Raw genomic sequence first — 15720 nt, 5'->3', positions numbered from 1 at the left:
AAACAGCCGGTGTTGACACGGCAGGATAACTCTGTTAAACTTATTTAAATAAAACAATCGGATAAAAGCAAGGTTCTTCCTGTCTTTAGCTGGTAAACAGGGGTGTCAAAAAAGCTTATTTAATTACACTATCTATCAACTGATAACAAGAGGAACCAAAAACAATTGGGGGGAGAAATTTATGGATTTTTCAGATAAGATGGGGGAAGTAGCACTCACATTTGACGATGTGCTCTTAAAGCCTGCGCATTCCAGAATAAAACCGCGTGATGTTGATACCAGTACAAGGCTAACTGATAATATAGAACTTGAAGTGCCTATACTCAGCGCCAGCATGGACACAGTCACGGATTCTGATCTGGCTATCGCTATGGCCAGAGAGGGGGGGCTGGGAGTTCTGCATAAAAATTACACAGCCGAAGAACAGGCTGCTGAGGTCGATAGAGTAAAAAGATCGGAAAGTGGTGTTATAATAGATCCATTTCATCTTTCTCCTCAGGACAGCATTTACTCGGCTGAGGAATTGATGTCCAGATACCGCATTTCAGGGGTGCCGATAGTTGATGATGATAAAAGGCTTGTCGGCATTCTTACAAATCGAGATCTGCGGTTCGAGGATGATTACGACCGCCCCATCAAAGAGGTGATGACCGAGGAGAATCTGGTCACGGCTCCGGAAGGGACCACTCTAGAAGAGGCAAAATCTGTGCTGCAAAAGCACAAAATAGAAAAGCTGCCCCTGGTCGATGAGAATAATGTTTTAAAAGGTCTTATTACAATAAAAGATATAGAAAAAGTCAAAGAACATCCCAATGCCAGCAAGGACAAGCAGGGCCGGTTGAGGGTAGCCGGCGCTGTTGGTGTCGGCGAAGCCGGCATGAAACGGGCTGAAAAACTGGTAGAGGCCGAGGTGGATATGCTGGTTATTGATACCTCTCACGGTCATTCTCAGGATGTGATCGAAATGGTTAAATCCCTGAAACAGAAATATTCGGAGGTCCCTCTAATTGCCGGCAACGTCGCCACAGAAGAGGCCGCTGATGATCTTTTTTCCGAAGGAGCTGACATAGTCAAAGTTGGTGTAGGCCCCGGATCTATATGTACAACCCGGGTTGTGGCCGGGATAGGTGTGCCTCAGATCACCGCTATTTTTTCCGCAGCGCGGGCCGCTCAAAAGCACGGTAAGACCATCATTGCCGACGGAGGCATAAAATATTCCGGGGATATAGCCAAAGCTCTGGCTGCCGGCGGCCATGCGGTTATGATCGGCAGTCTGCTGGCCGGGACCGAAGAAAGCCCAGGAGAAAAAGAGATATATAAAGGCCGCAGTTACAAAGTCTATCGGGGGATGGGTTCAGTTTCTGCCATGCAGGAAGGCAGCAAGGACAGATATTTTCAGGATGAGGCGGAGGATGAAAAGCTGGTCCCAGAAGGGGTAGAAGGAAGAGTGCCTTACAAAGGTCCTCTGGCCGATACTATCTTCCAGCTCGTGGGAGGAGTTCGCTCTGGAATGGGTTACTGCGGGACTCAAAATATAAAAGCTTTACAGGAAGAAGGCGAATTTATCAGGATCTCACCCGCCGGCCTCAGAGAAAGTCATCCCCACGATATCAATATTACCCGCGAGGCTCCCAATTACAGTCTCGATGAGCAAAATTAATTTTCTGGGAGCCCGGGGCCGCTGTTGTGAAAGTGTTAACTGTTTTATTGAAAATAGGTTAGTTTGCTGATTAAATTAATTACTGGATTATATTCCGGCCTTCGGGCCGGTAAATTTTTTGTAATAAATTAAGGATCTTCTTGTTATCAGTTGATAGATATCGTATAAGATCGGGGAAAAATTTCATTGTGAACGAAGCTTTATATCTTCCAGTACAACTAAATGAGGTTTTTGACACACCTATTAACTAACTGAAGACAAGAAGATATAAATTTAAATATTAATCGGGAGGGAGTTAATCATGGGTAATGCTGACAGAAAGACGCATGATCTAATAATAATTGGAGGAGGACCGGCCGGTCTAACAGCCAGTATTTATGCCGGCAGGGCAGGCCTTAAGCCTGTAACTATAAATGGGCCCAACCCGGGAGGTCAGATTATGAATACTGATGTGCTGGAAAATTTCCCCGGTTTTCCGGACGGAATAAAAGGTCCGGAACTCGGACAGAAGCTGGTGGAACAGGCTCAAAATCAGCAGGTGGAGCTTCTCTTTGAAGAGGTCAAATCCATAGATCTGGAGAGCAGGCCTTTTTCGGTCGTCACTCACATGCAGGAACTGCAGAGTCGGACAATGATAATAGCCACCGGAGCTCATCCGCGCCGGCTGGGCCTGCAAAATGAGGGAAGACTCACTGGTGATGGTGTTTCTTACTGTGCTGTCTGCGATGGAGCTCTTTATGATGATGAAACGGTGGCCGTTGTCGGCGGGGGAGACAGCGCGCTGGAAGAGGCCGATTATTTAACCCGTTTTGCAGACAAAGTCTATCTCATCCATCGACGTGATGAGTACAGAGCGGGCCCGACTGCAGTAGAGCTGATAGAATCCAACGACAGTATCAAACCTGTTTTGAGTGCAGAGATAACTGAACTGATGATAGATGAAGGTCTGGACGGTCTGGTGCTGGAGGATAAGAAAAAAGAAGAGGAATTCGAACTGCCGGAAGTCACCGGCCTCTTTATATCGATAGGTTATGAGCCAAACACGGATTTAGTCTGTTCACAGTTAGAATGTGATGACTGGGGTTATATCATAACAGATGAATTTATGAAGACCAGCAGAGAAGGAGTTTTTGCCGCTGGCGATGTTCAGGACCATCATTACCAGCAGGTTATAACTGCGGCTGCTTCGGGAGCTAAAGCCGCGATGGAAGCCAACAGCTATCTGCGCCAGCTCAAAAGATAGCACTCGCACTGTGTCGGGGAAATTGCATTATACCCCCTTATTGTGATAAAATTAATCTAAATATAGTGAATTAGCTCAGGATAATTTGGCATTGAACAGTCAGGGGGAGCAGAGATGACCGGCGTTTTTATAACCCTGGAAGGAATTGAGGGTTCAGGAAAAACGACTCAGGTTGAGAAGCTGGGAGATTATTTTAAACAAAAGGGGAGAGAAGTTAAGATCTCCCGGGAGCCAGGCGCAACTCCTATAGGAGAATCTATTAGAGATCTGCTGTTAAACCCCGGACTTGACAGCATGAATCGCCGCACCGAAATTTTGCTCTATGCTGCTGATCGGGCCGAGCATCAGCAGAAGGTAATAGCTCCGGCTTTAGAGCAGGGGAAAATTGTAATATCCGATCGCTATTATGATTCGAGTTTGGCCTATCAGGGATTTGGACGGAGAATCGATCTCGATATGATCAAAAAGATTAATCGCTGGGCTGTCAGGGATTTAAAACCAGATCTGACCTTCCTGCTCGATCTGGAGGCTGAGATCGGTCTCAGCCGGGCTCGTTCACTGGCTGCTGATGATCTGGGTGATAGACTTGAAAGAGAAGAGATCTCCTTTCATCGCCGGGTGCGGCAGGGATATCTGCAGCTGGCCTGTGATAGTGATCGCTTTGTAGTCATAAAAGCTGATAGAGATGCGGAAGATATTCAAAAAGAGCTCAGAAAAAAGATAGAGGAGAGGCTTTTATGAGTGATAAAAATGATTCTATCGAAGATGCTCGCCTGGTAATAGCTATAGTGCACGATAACGATGCTGATATTTTGGAATCGAGCCTGGAAACAGCTCACTTTAGAGTTACCAGACTTAAAAGCAGCGGAGGTTTTCTGAAAGAAGGAAACACCACCTTTTTTATCGGCACCGCAGCCAGATATCTGGATGAGCTTATGGAAATTATCGATGAAAACTGCCGGGAAAGAAAAAGAACCATCTCTCCGCTGTCACCAATCGCCGCTGAAATGCAGAGCTATCATACCCTCCCCATGGAAGTTGAGGTCGGGGGAGCAACGGTTTTTGTTATAGAGGTTGAACAGTTCAAAAAACTTTAGCTGGAGTGAACCGGATGAGCTGGAGCAAGATACCCGGCCAGGAATTTGCCAAAAATGTTTTGCAAAATCAGCTTCGCGAAGAGAGACTCTCCCATGCCTACCTTTTTTCTGGAGCGAAAGGGCTGGGAAAAAAAGCGCTGGCTCTGGAGCTGGCTGCTGCGTCTCTCTGTTCCCGCGAAAACTTTGAAAGCTGTGGTCGTTGTCTCAACTGTCAGAAAATTTCTCACGATAATCACCCGGATGTGCAGGTGTTTGGACCAGCTGAGAGCAAAAAAAGTCTGGGGATAGACGTCATTAGGGAGCTGCAGCGGGAGCTGGCCCTGAAGCCCTTTGAAGCCGGGCGAAGATTTTTTGTGATCGAAAAGGCGGAGGAAATGACTGCCCAGGCGGCGAACAGTTTGCTCAAATCGCTGGAGGACCCCCCGGCCTATACAGTTTTGATTCTGCTGGTCTCGGAGGAAAGCAGACTGCTGCCAACAATTATTTCCCGGTGTCAGCAGTTAAATTTGCATCCGCTCTCCCGGGAAAAAATTGCCTCTCTTTTACAGAAACAGGGTATTCGCCCCCAATTTGCCTCCCATATTGCCCGGCTGGCCGCCGGCAGTCCCGGGCGGGCTCAAGAACTGGCTGAAAAAGAAGAGCTTCTGGAAAGAAGAAACGAAGTTCTGAATTTCCTCGCCGGTCTTGAGCAGAAGAACGATATTGAAATATTTTCCGCAGTTTCTAAGTGGTCCGATTGGTTCGCTGAAGATTTTCCGCTAATACAGATCCTTTCGGAGTGGTGCCGGGATTTGATCGTTTACAGCTGTTCGAGATCTGAGGACGTGCGCAATCATAATTTTTTGCAGGATATCGAAGCAATAGCAACCAGCAGCAATTTCGATCAGCTCTCGCGTATGCTGGAACTCGTTGAGAAAGCTGCTGATGACATAGATGCCAATGTAATGTCAGACCTGGTTCTATCCGTGTTGTTTTTTGAATTAAAAACATTAATGGAGGCTGATGAGACGGAAAAGGTAGATCTTCAGGCCTCCGTTTATCAGGGAAGTGATCTGTAAAATAAAAGGGTGTGTGGTTTTATGCCAACAGTAATAGGTGTTACTTTCCGTCCGGCCGGCAAAATATATTATTTTGCCCCCGGAGATATGGAGATAGAGGAGAACGATTATGTAATCGTGGAAACTTCCAGAGGAGTTGAATTCGGTCTTGTTATTCAACCGCCCAAAGAGGTCAGCCAGGATGAGATAGTGGAGCCGCTCAAACCTGTGATTAGAAAAGCGACAATTCGCGATAAAGAACAGTATTATGAGAATAAAGAACTGGAAAAAGAAGCTTTTGGCATCTGCCTGGATAAAATAGAAGAACACGGCCTGCCGATGAAGCTTGTGGATGTTGAATACACCTTCGATCATAATAAAATAATTTTCTATTTTACAGCTGATGGCAGGGTGGATTTTCGCGAGCTTGTGAAAGATTTAGCTCATATTTTCAAAACCCGTATAGAACTCAGACAGATAGGAGTTCGGGATGAAGCGAAGCTGATAGGCGGCCTCGGCCCCTGCGGTATGCCTTCATGCTGCACAAGATTTTTGCGTGATTTCGAACCTGTCTCCATAAACATGGCAAAACAGCAGGAGCTTTCCCTCAACCCGGCCAAGATTTCCGGCATCTGCGGACGCCTGATGTGCTGTTTGAGATATGAAAAAGAATGTTATAAGGATATGAAAAAGGAGATGCCCGATAGAGGGGAAACCGTGGATCTGGAAATAGGTTCGGGGGAGATAGTTGATCGTAATTTGATCAAGAAAACTGTGAAGGTCGGTTTGAGTGAAGATGAAACAGTGGAAATCGATGCCGGCCAGCTGCCAGGCTATGATCCCGGTCGTGATGAAGAGATCGATGATGGTAGGGCTGAAGATATTAATAAAGAATAGAAAATCCGGTTATCAGGATATTAAATATCAAGATATAAATATAGGAGGGCCATTTATGGATGAAGAGCTTCTGAGCGCTCTGGCCCACTTCCAGGAGGAGATCGAAAGACTGTCTCAGAAGTTTAAAGAGCTTCAGAGCAAAACCTACGAGCTTTACAAGGAAAACGAAGAACTTCGCCAGGAAAACAAAGAACTGCGTGAGCTGGCCCTGAAGAAAAAAGAGGTAGAAGCAGAGGATGACTTTTCTCCTCAGGCCTTCGAATACCTGAGCCATTTATATGAAGAAGAATACCATATATGTCCTCTCAGTTTCGGGGAAAAGCGGGATAGAGATTGTCTTTTTTGTCGGGAACTGCTGGAGAGACAGCAAAAAAACGAGGGGGAGTAAATAAGCTCATGAATGATGAGCTGGACTCAGATCAAAAAAAAATATTTATATGTCCTACTCCCATAGGAAATCTTCGGGATATAACACTCAGAGCTCTGGATATTTTGCGCCAGGTCGATGTAATCGCCTGTGAAGATACGAGGAGAACCGGGGGTCTGCTCTCTCATTACGATATAGAAACTGACATGATCAGCTATCACGAACACAACGCCAGGAAACGCTGCCAGGAGCTCCTGGAGAAGATGAAGAGAGGCAAAGAGGTGGCTCTGGTCAGTGATGCCGGCACGCCGGGCATTTCTGACCCCGGACGGCATCTGATCAGCGAGGCCATCGAGGCGGGTATTGAGGTGATTCCTCTTCCCGGTCCTACCGCTCTTATACCGGCTCTGGTTGCTTCAGGTCTTCTATCCGATAGATTCGTATTTGAAGGATTTCTCCCCAAAAAAGGCGGAGAGAGGCAAAATCGGCTGAAAGCCCTCAAGCGTGAAAAGAGAACTTCTGTTCTGTACGAGTCACCTTATCGGACCATCGCCACTATTTCAGATCTGGCTGAGATTATGCCGGCCAGAAATTTGACCCTCATAAGGGAGATCAGCAAAATCCACGAAGAAAAACTTTATGGGACCTGTGCCGGGCTATCCGAAAGACTGACTCAGGAGGATGTCAGGGGGGAAGTGGTGCTGGTGCTGGCAGGCAAAGAAGAAGCAGATGAAAAGGCAGGTTACGAACATCTCAGCATTGTCGAACATGTTAGAAGGTTGATGGATGAAGGTTATCCCAAAAAAGAAGCCATAAAGATTGTGGCCGAGGAGAGAGAACTTTCCCGCAGCGAAGTTTACGAGGAAGCCATAGCCATAGATGCCCGGCCGGAGGAAAGCTGAAGAATAAAGTTAACCATATTATATCAAAAACATAAAATCAGGTTTTTCTTCGAATACAGCTGGTTAAATTTTCATATATACTGTATACTCAGCGTTGCTTATAATCTTAATTGCCGGGGCTTAAAGAGTATCGGAAGCTATAAAGCGAAGTGATACTGGAAATTTTTCAAAGTTCGGGTCAGCTTCCAGTAATAAGCAGTATGAATATGATTTAAACTATATTAAATCAGCTGACATTGAGAAGATCCTAAATTTATAAATCTAAAGACAAAAATGAGGGGATGAATAATGACGGAAGAACAGTCTGATACTTTTTACGTTACCACACCCATTTATTATCCCAGCGACAGGCTCCATATAGGACATGCATATACCACCGTTGCAGCTGATGCCATCGCCCGCTTTAAGGAGATGAAAGGTTACGACACCGTGTTTTTGACAGGTTCCGATGAGCACGGACAAAAAATCGAGAGAAGGGCTGCTGAAGCCGAAGAAAATCCCAAAGATTTTGTTGATGAAATTGTCGGCACCTTCGTCGACCTCTGGCAAACTCTGGGTATCGATTATGATCAATTCATACGCACGACCGACCAGTATCATAAAGATGCAGTCCAACATATCTTCGATACGCTTCATGATAAAGGGGATATTTACCTGGATGAATACGAAGGCTGGTACTGTACTCCCTGTGAAACTTACTGGCGTGAGCATCAAATCGGCACGGAGAACGAATGTCCTGACTGCGGCCGTGAGCTGGAATGGGTGGAAGAAGAGAGTTATTTTTTCAGATTGAGCGATTACGCAGATGATCTTTACAGCCACATCAAGGAAAATCCTCAGTTTATTCAGCCGGAATCGAGAAGAAACGAGATGTTGAGCTTCATTGAAGACGGACTTGAGGATCTCTCCGTCTCCCGGACCACATTCGATTGGGGCATCGATGTACCTTTCGATGAAGATCACGTGGTATACGTCTGGATCGACGCTCTCAGCAATTATATAACTGCTCTGGGTTATCCGGAGTCCGACCAAAGATTTGAAAAATACTGGCCGGCTGATATTCACATCGTCGGTAAAGATATTCTTCGCTTTCATACTATCATCTGGCCGGCAATTCTTATGGGGCTTGATCTTCCCCTGCCCGAGCAGGTTTTTGGCCATGGATGGCTTTTGACAGAAACCGGCAAGATGTCCAAATCGCGCGGTAATGTGGTCGATCCCATGGAGCTTTCTGAAGACTTCGGCCGCGATGCCATCCGTTATTATCTGCTGCGGGAAGTACCTTTTGGCTCTGACGGAACCTATTCGACCGAAGCTTTGATTAACCGCATAAACTCCGATCTGGCCAATGATTTAGGCAATCTACTTCACCGCACTCTAAGCATGGTGGAACAGAATTTTGCCGGTGTTATCCCGGCTCCGGATAAAAAGTCTGAGATTGATAAAGATCTCAAAAATATGGCGCTTAAAACAGCCCGATCCGTGGCAGATCAGATAGATGGTCTCCGCTATACTCAGGCGCTTGAAGAGCTTATGAATTTTGTTCGCCGCAGCAACAAATATATAGATGAGACCAGACCCTGGATATTGGCTGAAGATGAAGATCAGCACGACAGGTTAAAAACAGTTCTGTATAATCTTCTGGAGGCTTTGAGGTTTATCTCCATCATGCTCAAGCCCTTTATGGTGGACACCCCCGAGGAGATCGGACATCAGATGGGCTGCCGGCGTGAAATCGTTATGTCGGACTGGTCCGACCTTGATGAATGGGGTCAGCTTCCTGTCGGCAGATCAGTCCGCAAAGGAGACCCTATTTATCCGCGCATCGATTTGGAGGAATACTTTGCCGGTAAAGAAGAAACCGAAGAAGTCGATAGTGAAACAGAACAGACCCAGGAAGAAAAAAAGGAGATGCCTGAGGGTTTGATTTCTTTCCGGGAATTTCAGAGACTGGAATTGAAAGTTGCCAAAATAGAAGAAGCCGAAAGAATTTCGGGAAGCGATAAGCTGCTCAGGCTGGTCATCGAAATAGGAGAAGATGAAAAAAGACAGCTGGTTGCCGGTCTGGCCCGGCATTACAGCGCCGAAGAGCTTATGGATAAACAGATAGCTGTCATCGAAAATCTGGAACCGGCAGAGATTTTTGGAGTTGAATCTCAGGGGATGCTGCTGGCCGCTGAAGATAAAGACGGATCGCTTTCTCTGCTCGAGCCCGATGTCCGGGTTGAACCGGGAGCGGAAATCAGCTGATAATTTTAACAGATACAGTAATGCCTCTTCTTTCTGATCATGCAGGCTGAAAGAAGGGGCGCTTCCTGACTTTTTTCTATATGGTGTTATTTTTGCGATAATAGCTTTTTTTGTGCTATAATTAACATGCATTATAGTAAATTTCAATCATTATCCATTATAGCGAAGAATTCAAAATCTTTGACATAAATAATTCTAAACTGGGGGGATATTATGAAGGATAAAGATTCGATCCCGAAAGCGACCATCGAAAGGCTTCCTCTATACTACCGCTGCCTGGATAAACTCGATAAGTTTGAAGAAGTGGACGTGGTTTCTTCCAAGGAGCTGGGCGGCAGGCTGGGTATACCACCGACTCAGGTGCGCAAGGATCTTTCCTATTACGGCGAATTTGGACGCAGGGGAGTGGGTTATAATGTTCATGACCTGAAGAAATCTGTGGGCGAGATTCTGGGTGTAGACAGAAAATGGCAGACTGTTTTGGTCGGGGCCGGCAACCTCGGTAGAGCCCTGGTCAATTATGATGGTTTCGAGAAGATGGGTCTTGATATAGTGGGAGCTTTTGATAATGACCTCAATAAAATCGATAATAGAATAGAAAATTTGACTGTGCGCAGCACCAAGGAACTGGAGGAAACAATTGAAGAGGAAGACGTCAAGGTAGGAATAATAGCTGTACCGGCAGAAGCGGCTCAAAATGTGGCAGAGAAGCTGATAGAAGCCGGGGTTAAAGCTATATGGAACTTTGCTCCGACCCGGCTTTATGTTCCCGATGAAGTGGCGGTCAGAAACGAAGATCTTGCTGTGGGAATAGTCAGTTTGATCTATCATCTCAGCTGGCAGGAGAGAGAAGAACAGGAAGAGGAAGAAGAAAATTAGCAGCATGCCGGCAAACTGTACAGCCAAACAGACAGCACCGATGTTACGACCATTGCTATGATTTAATTTTTCTGATAAAATGACATCTGTACCTTTTCCAGATTAAACTTATTCGGATTGAATATAAATTCTGTATTGCCCAGGAAAAGATAACAGCCGGGATTGAGCACATCGACGAATTTTTGGGTGAGCTCCTGTTTGAGATCTTTGGTCAGATAGATAAAGAAATTTCTGCTCAATATCAGGTGCCAGTCATTTTGAAAGCCTTTGTTGATGAGGTCCATTTTCTTGAATTCGACTTCATTCCTGATCTTCTTTTTGAGCTGATGGGAGTCTCGCTCATCTGAAATTTGGTTAAAATATTTATCAATGAGTTCATCTGGAACGTTCTTGAGTGCTTTTTCTGGATAAATACCCTCTGCGGCTTTTTCAAGAATTTCCGGGTCTATATCGCTGGCGAGAATCGAATAATTTCTTTTCTTAACTCCCATTTCATTGAGAATAATCGCCAGCGTATAGGGCTCGGATCCATTTGAGCAGGGAGCACTCCATATATTTATCGAACCGTGTTCTTCCAGAAGTTCGGGCAGTATCTTCTCTTCCAGATATTCGAAACTGTCAGGATTTCGGTAAAATTCGGAAGTATTTATGGTGAAGTGGTTTAAATAAGCAGCTCTGAATTCGCTGTCGCGTTCGAGTTTTTCCAGACATTCGTCAAAATCATCGATATCGTGTCTGCGCATCAGGCTTTTGGTTCGTCTTTCGACTCTCTTCAGCTTATAACCATCCAGATTGAGATTTAATAGTTCTGCGGCTTCATCCTTAAATTCCATGAAGTCCAATTTAGACCAGTCTCCTTTCCACTATTTTGGTGATCTCGCGGGGTATTTTGGGGCGCGGAAGAATTATATCGTAGGCGTCTTTTTTTATGGCTGATTCAGGCATTCCATAGACCAGAGCGGTGCTTTTATCTTCGATGATTCCATATCCGCCTCTGGATTTAACCATTTTCATTCCCTCGCCGCCGTCGCTGCCCATGCCGGTGAGAATTACACCGATTACTCTGCTGCCGAAACTTTCAGCCAGCGAGCTCAACATATAATCAGCACAGGGTCTGACTCCCCATTTTTTAGGTTTTTGATTTAGTCTGGCTCTGATTCCTTCAAATTCCATATGATAGTCGCCCGGCGCCAGAAGTGCGGAACCTGGCTTTAAGCGGTCTCCGCTTTCAGCTTCCTGAACGTTTAAAGAGGTTTCTTTGTCGAGGCGGCTGGCGAGCGAAGCGGTAAAACCGGCCGGCATATGCTGAACTATGGCCAGAGCGGCAGGGAAATCAGCTGGAAGATGCATCATAACGTGCTTGATAGCTTTCGGTCCTCCAGAAGAGGCTCCTATAGCCACAACAGGAAATTCATCCCGGCGGGGGGATACAGTTTTTTTCTCTCTGTCAGGAGATTTTTTTTGGATTGTGGGTTTTTCAGCGGCTGCAGGAGTAGAAGCAGAGGCTGTTTTTGACCCGGCTCTGGCTCCCGCTTTGAGCTTGACCAGAAGTTCATCGGCTATGTCATCGATTTCCAGCGAGATCGAGCCGGAGGGTTTAGGGATGAAATCGAAAGCTCCCATATCCAGTGCTTTCATTACCGTATCGCGGTTGTCCAGGGCGCTGACCATGAGGACCGGAAGATCAGGGTACTTTTCGTTTAGTTTCTGCAAAGTTGTCAGACCGTCCATCTCAGGCATCTCTATATCGAGTGTTAAAATATCTGGATTTAAAGATTCTAACTTCTCAAGTGCCTTTTTTCCATTGCGGGCGGTATCTATCACTGTCAGTTCAGGGTCAGAATTTATATTCTCCGAAAAGATTTTTCTCATAAAAGCTGAATCATCAACAACGAGAACTTTTATCATTATATTCCTCCTGATTTTCTGGGCTTAATAGTAATTTCTCTTTATGGGAGGAAAGTCCTTCTTTTGAGCCCGGCTATTTTTAAGCAAAATGAGGTGATAAAATTGTCATTACAGATGGCAGTGCTGGCCAGCGGCAGTTCAGGTAACTCGATATATGTCGCCGGCGAAGGCACCGAGATATTGATAGACGCAGGACTGAGCGGCCGAGAGATAAAGAAAAGGCTTGAGCGGATAGAGCGGAATCCGGAGGATCTGGATGCGCTGCTCCTGACTCATGAACACAGTGATCATATCAATGGAGCTGGAGTTTTATCCCGGCGATATGAGCTTCCTATATTTGCCAGCCCGGGCACTCTGTCCGCCTGCAGCGAAAAACTGGGTGAAGTGAGCCTGGGAGGAAAAATATCTGCCGGCGGCAGTTACAGAATGGGAGATCTTCAGGTTGATTGTTTTTCCCTCCCCCATGATGCTTCCGAACCGATAGGTTTTACCATAGAATGCGGGGGAGATAAATTTGGGCTGGCCACCGATATAGGTCAGGTTACCGAAGAGATAAGGACAAAACTTGCCGGGCTGGATCTGCTGGTCCTGGAAGCCAATCATGATGAAGATCTGCTGCGAACGGGGAGTTACCCCGATTTTCTCAAGAGGAGAATCAGAGGCCAGAGAGGACATCTTTCCAATATGGAAGCGGCCAGGCTTTTGCCGCAGCTGCTCTCTTTTGATGGGGACAGGAAACCTGTGATCGTTCTCTCCCATTTGAGCGAGGAGAATAATAGACCGGAGCTCGCCTATATTTCAGTAAAGAATTCTCTGCGAGAAGCCGGCTGGGAGGTAGGAGAAGACGTAGTTTTAGCCTGTGCTTCACGGAAAGAAGCAGAAGAAATCCATCATTACCGGACGGATTGTAGAGGAGGTATCGTAGACTGAGATGATGGAGATAAATGTTATTGCCGTGGGAAAAATAAAAGAGGATTATATTGTTCAAGGCATTAATGAATATACTCAAAGGTTATCATCATACTGTAATTTGAACATAATAGAAGTCAAAGAAGCGAGCATGGCCGGCAAAAATGAAAAAAATGCCGGCGATATCATCAAGAAAAAAGAAGGCGAAAGGTTGCTGGAAAAACTGCCTGAGAGAGGTTATGATATAGCGCTTGATGCCCGGGGTAAGCCGATGACCTCGGAAGGACTGGCCAAGTCCATAAATAACCTGCAGGTCAAGGGTCACAGCAGTTTGAATTTCCTGATTGGAGGATCGCTCGGGCTCTCCGAGGAAGTTCTCGACAGCGTAGATTATTCCCTCGCGCTATCGCGCATGACTTTTACACACCAGATGATCAGATTGATTCTTCTTGAACAGCTTTACAGAGCCTTCAAAATAAAGTCAAACGAACCCTATCATAAATGAGGAGGAATTAAATATGCAGATTAAATCTGAATGGCAGGGTGGACTGTGTTTTACCGGTCTGGGAGATTCTGGTCATGAGGTAGTCACAGACGCTTCGCGTGAGGCTGGTGGAGAGAATCGGGGAGTGAGCCCGCTAGAGCTTCTTCTGCACGGAATAGCCGGCTGTATGGGGATAGATATAGTCAAAATACTCGACAAAAAACAGGCTGATATCGAGGACGTGGAGATAGCAATTTCCGGTGAGAGAGCTGATGATTATCCGCGCAAATTTGATAAGATAGAAATAGATGTGAGGGTAACCGGCAGCAATATGAGCCAGAAGGACCTGGAGCAGGCCGTCAGCCTCTCCCACGAAAAATACTGTTCGGCCAGCAACTCCGTAGCCGCCGAGCAGGAAACCAGCTGTGAGCTCATAAAAGAATAAAAAATGAATCTTCTTTAGTGCGCCAGGACAGTTTCATACCATATAGCAGGCAGTAAAAACATTGTTGAAGTTATTGAGCTCAGAGAGGGTGTGTGAAGCTTTCGGGTGACTCAGTTTAAACAGGTACAAACAATCTCATCTGCCTTCAATTTCTATCCGACAGCTAATTTTTCCAGGAACTAAGTGATTGCACTGCGAAAAGCAATTTTACTGACAACTTGATTGATATGATCCTTGCTATGAAGGCGATTATATTTTCGATATATTATGAAATTGACTTTATGCAGTGCAATCACTCTTTTAATTGGAAGCTATAAAACTCTGTTCACGAGAAATTTTTCTCTGCCTAAGTTTAATTTTTGGCCAGGTAACTGACCGGGATTGCGAAAAATCTCAAGTATCACTTCGTTTTACAGCTTCCAGTAATATACATTATTAAGCCGATCTTAAAGTATCACAACAACTGTTATGGAGAAGATCCTTATTTTTTTATACCTTTTTTAAGCAGTGAAGTCAGGACACTGTGAGCATTGTCAAGCGAATCCAGGTTATCACTGCGCAGGGCATTGTCCATGATTCCCTGAATTGAACCGAAAATTATGGCAGCTGATATTTCGGGATTTTCAATTTCGATCTCGCTTTCATTTTCTATTTCTACGAGCAGTTTTTCGATCTTTTGAGGTATACTGTAAAAATACTTTCTTATCGCTTCAGACTTTTTGCGTGGAAATTCTCTTTCTCGTACCAGCACCCTGCCCAGACTGGGATTATTTTTGATGCGAGCAAAATGATGAAATAAAAATTCCTCCAGCTTTTCCATGGCAGCCAGATCGGACCTGGCGGATAATTTCTCCAGGGATTGCAGACGATCTTCCAGTTCTTTAGCAAAGATCTCCTCCAGTATGGCATCTTTGCTGTCAAAATAATTATAGATAGTACCGACGGCCACGCCCGCTTTTTCTGTTATGAGGGCGGTATTTGTATTGTAAAACCCCTCCCTTGCAAATATATCTACTGCCGCCTTCAGAATAATATCCTTTTTATCCGAGGACATCCCCTCCACCCCTTTCTTATGAATGATCTTTCACTCATAAAGTATCAAAAATAATATCTGTCTGTCAATAAATATATTCAATGTTGAAATTAACTGCATCTGACAGTGAGAATTTCTCCACAGATCTAGTATCATAATAAATCATCTCCTTTGTCAAACTGAAATTTATATTCTTTGATTTATTTAAGCGGTGTGATTAATGTCACAGATTTTATCCAGCAAAAATTATATAATTGAATTGTGATTCAGTCAGAAGTATAAAATTTATCCTGGGAGGTAAAATTAATGGAAGTAATTAAAATGGATGAGATCGAAGGAATAACCAACAAAAGAGGCGTAACTGCCAAACAGCTTCACAAAAACGAAGATGTTCAGATAATGAATTTAGTTTTAAAACCAGGGGATGAGGTGCCATCTCATTCCGTGCCGGTTAATGTTTTCTTTTATGTAGTTTCAGGGCGAGGCACCATTGCTATAGGAGATGAAGAAGCTGAAGTAAAGCAAGATGATATTATTCCCTGTCCAAAAAATACAGAGATGGCGCTATCAGCTGATAGAGGAGAAGATTTTTCCGTGATCAATGTAAAA

Annotated in this window: 17 protein-coding genes; 14 read left to right on the top strand and 3 right to left on the bottom strand. The window is 45.0% G+C overall.

Translation table 11 applies throughout. The features are described 5' to 3' along the window. Window positions 1-181: 181 nt before the first annotated feature. The 10 genes from guaB to BLT15_RS09720 all read left to right on the top strand — a co-directional run bounded on the left by guaB (window position 182) and on the right by BLT15_RS09720 (window position 10332). Window positions 182-1660, top strand: a complete 1479-nt coding sequence (gene guaB / locus BLT15_RS09765) for an IMP dehydrogenase (RefSeq protein ID WP_268762246.1) — start codon at window positions 182-184, stop codon at window positions 1658-1660. A gap of 301 nt (window positions 1661-1961) precedes the next feature. After that, the gene (gene trxB / locus BLT15_RS09760; protein WP_089761156.1) at window positions 1962-2903 is read left to right on the top strand and encodes a thioredoxin-disulfide reductase; all 942 of its coding nucleotides are present in this window, start codon (window positions 1962-1964) and stop codon (window positions 2901-2903) included. A 114-nt stretch (window positions 2904-3017) separates the two neighbouring features. Next, a complete protein-coding gene (gene tmk / locus BLT15_RS09755; protein WP_089761154.1) occupies window positions 3018-3644 on the top strand; it encodes a dTMP kinase in 627 nt (208 codons plus the stop codon). Beyond that, window positions 3641-4000, top strand: coding sequence for a cyclic-di-AMP receptor (locus tag BLT15_RS09750; RefSeq protein WP_089761151.1), 360 nt, complete (start codon window positions 3641-3643; stop codon window positions 3998-4000). Before tmk ends, BLT15_RS09750 begins: the two co-directional genes overlap by 4 nt. A 14-nt stretch (window positions 4001-4014) precedes the next feature. After that, window positions 4015-5058 (top strand): DNA polymerase III subunit delta', encoded by a 1044-nt coding sequence (gene holB / locus BLT15_RS09745; RefSeq protein ID WP_089761149.1) that lies wholly within the window; start codon window positions 4015-4017, stop codon window positions 5056-5058. Window positions 5059-5079: 21 nt separating this feature from the next. Next, window positions 5080-5934 carry a PSP1 domain-containing protein gene (locus BLT15_RS09740; RefSeq protein WP_089761147.1) on the top strand — a complete coding sequence of 285 codons (855 nt, stop codon included), beginning with the start codon at window positions 5080-5082 and terminating at the stop codon, window positions 5932-5934. A 55-nt stretch (window positions 5935-5989) separates the two neighbouring features. Further along, the gene (locus BLT15_RS09735) at window positions 5990-6322 is read left to right on the top strand and encodes an initiation control protein YabA (protein WP_089761223.1); all 333 of its coding nucleotides are present in this window, start codon (window positions 5990-5992) and stop codon (window positions 6320-6322) included. 8 nt (window positions 6323-6330) lie between these two features. After that, entirely contained in the window at window positions 6331-7203 is an 873-nt protein-coding gene (rsmI, locus tag BLT15_RS09730) for a 16S rRNA (cytidine(1402)-2'-O)-methyltransferase (protein WP_089761144.1), read from the top strand. Between the two features lie 288 nt (window positions 7204-7491). After that, window positions 7492-9453 (top strand): methionine--tRNA ligase, encoded by a 1962-nt coding sequence (metG, locus tag BLT15_RS09725; RefSeq protein WP_089761142.1) that lies wholly within the window; start codon window positions 7492-7494, stop codon window positions 9451-9453. A gap of 213 nt (window positions 9454-9666) precedes the next feature. Next, on the top strand, window positions 9667-10332 hold the full coding sequence (locus BLT15_RS09720; RefSeq protein ID WP_089761140.1) for a redox-sensing transcriptional repressor Rex: 666 nt from the start codon (window positions 9667-9669) through the stop codon (window positions 10330-10332). Window positions 10333-10394: 62 nt separating this feature from the next. Here the strand turns inward: BLT15_RS09720 and BLT15_RS09715 are convergent, their stop codons facing one another. After that, window positions 10395-11165 carry a CheR family methyltransferase gene (locus BLT15_RS09715; RefSeq protein ID WP_089761220.1) on the bottom strand — a complete coding sequence of 257 codons (771 nt, stop codon included), beginning with the start codon at window positions 11163-11165 and terminating at the stop codon, window positions 10395-10397. A gap of 10 nt (window positions 11166-11175) precedes the next feature. After that, a complete protein-coding gene (locus tag BLT15_RS09710) occupies window positions 11176-12240 on the bottom strand; it encodes a protein-glutamate methylesterase/protein-glutamine glutaminase (protein ID WP_089761138.1) in 1065 nt (354 codons plus the stop codon). 102 nt (window positions 12241-12342) lie between these two features. On the opposite strand from BLT15_RS09710, the gene BLT15_RS09705 reads away from it, so the two are divergent. From BLT15_RS09705 to BLT15_RS09695, 3 genes are read left to right on the top strand one after another with little or no spacing between them, the layout of a single operon-like run. Further along, complete coding sequence (locus tag BLT15_RS09705; protein ID WP_089761218.1) at window positions 12343-13170, top strand: MBL fold metallo-hydrolase; 828 nt, start codon at window positions 12343-12345, stop codon at window positions 13168-13170. A gap of 4 nt (window positions 13171-13174) precedes the next feature. After that, window positions 13175-13654, top strand: coding sequence for a 23S rRNA (pseudouridine(1915)-N(3))-methyltransferase RlmH (gene rlmH, locus BLT15_RS09700; protein ID WP_089761216.1), 480 nt, complete (start codon window positions 13175-13177; stop codon window positions 13652-13654). 13 nt (window positions 13655-13667) lie between these two features. After that, window positions 13668-14078, top strand: coding sequence for an OsmC family protein (locus BLT15_RS09695; protein WP_089761135.1), 411 nt, complete (start codon window positions 13668-13670; stop codon window positions 14076-14078). 481 nt (window positions 14079-14559) lie between these two features. On the opposite strand, the gene BLT15_RS09690 is transcribed toward BLT15_RS09695, so the two are convergent. After that, on the bottom strand, window positions 14560-15132 hold the full coding sequence (locus BLT15_RS09690; protein WP_089761133.1) for a TetR/AcrR family transcriptional regulator: 573 nt from the start codon (window positions 15130-15132) through the stop codon (window positions 14560-14562). Between the two features lie 285 nt (window positions 15133-15417). Between BLT15_RS09690 and BLT15_RS09685 the strand changes: the two genes are divergently transcribed. Then, window positions 15418-15720: cupin domain-containing protein (locus BLT15_RS09685; protein WP_089761131.1), on the top strand; the 303-nt coding region annotated here is incomplete at its 3' end.

The organism is Halarsenatibacter silvermanii (genome assembly GCF_900103135.1).
GTDB lineage: Bacteria > Bacillota > Halanaerobiia > Halanaerobiales > Halarsenatibacteraceae > Halarsenatibacter > Halarsenatibacter silvermanii.
Note: the sequence above shows the minus strand (reverse complement) of the source record. Positions and strands in the feature narration are given on the sequence as shown.

Excerpts from the sequence above, each read along its gene's own strand:
- guaB (WP_268762246.1), top strand. The coding sequence starts at position 182 with ATGGATTTTTCAGATAAGATGGGGGAAGTAGCACTCACATTTGACGAT.
- trxB (WP_089761156.1), top strand. The coding sequence starts at position 1,962 with ATGGGTAATGCTGACAGAAAGACGCATGATCTAATAATAATTGGAGGA.
- tmk (WP_089761154.1), top strand. The coding sequence starts at position 3,018 with ATGACCGGCGTTTTTATAACCCTGGAAGGAATTGAGGGTTCAGGAAAA.
- BLT15_RS09750 (WP_089761151.1), top strand. The coding sequence starts at position 3,641 with ATGAGTGATAAAAATGATTCTATCGAAGATGCTCGCCTGGTAATAGCT.
- holB (WP_089761149.1), top strand. The coding sequence starts at position 4,015 with ATGAGCTGGAGCAAGATACCCGGCCAGGAATTTGCCAAAAATGTTTTG.
- BLT15_RS09740 (WP_089761147.1), top strand. The coding sequence starts at position 5,080 with ATGCCAACAGTAATAGGTGTTACTTTCCGTCCGGCCGGCAAAATATAT.
- BLT15_RS09735 (WP_089761223.1), top strand. The coding sequence starts at position 5,990 with ATGGATGAAGAGCTTCTGAGCGCTCTGGCCCACTTCCAGGAGGAGATC.
- rsmI (WP_089761144.1), top strand. The coding sequence starts at position 6,331 with ATGAATGATGAGCTGGACTCAGATCAAAAAAAAATATTTATATGTCCT.
- metG (WP_089761142.1), top strand. The coding sequence starts at position 7,492 with ATGACGGAAGAACAGTCTGATACTTTTTACGTTACCACACCCATTTAT.
- BLT15_RS09720 (WP_089761140.1), top strand. The coding sequence starts at position 9,667 with ATGAAGGATAAAGATTCGATCCCGAAAGCGACCATCGAAAGGCTTCCT.
- BLT15_RS09715 (WP_089761220.1), bottom strand. The coding sequence starts at position 11,165 with ATGGAATTTAAGGATGAAGCCGCAGAACTATTAAATCTCAATCTGGAT.
- BLT15_RS09710 (WP_089761138.1), bottom strand. The coding sequence starts at position 12,240 with ATGATAAAAGTTCTCGTTGTTGATGATTCAGCTTTTATGAGAAAAATC.
- rlmH (WP_089761216.1), top strand. The coding sequence starts at position 13,175 with ATGGAGATAAATGTTATTGCCGTGGGAAAAATAAAAGAGGATTATATT.
- BLT15_RS09695 (WP_089761135.1), top strand. The coding sequence starts at position 13,668 with ATGCAGATTAAATCTGAATGGCAGGGTGGACTGTGTTTTACCGGTCTG.
- BLT15_RS09690 (WP_089761133.1), bottom strand. The coding sequence starts at position 15,132 with ATGTCCTCGGATAAAAAGGATATTATTCTGAAGGCGGCAGTAGATATA.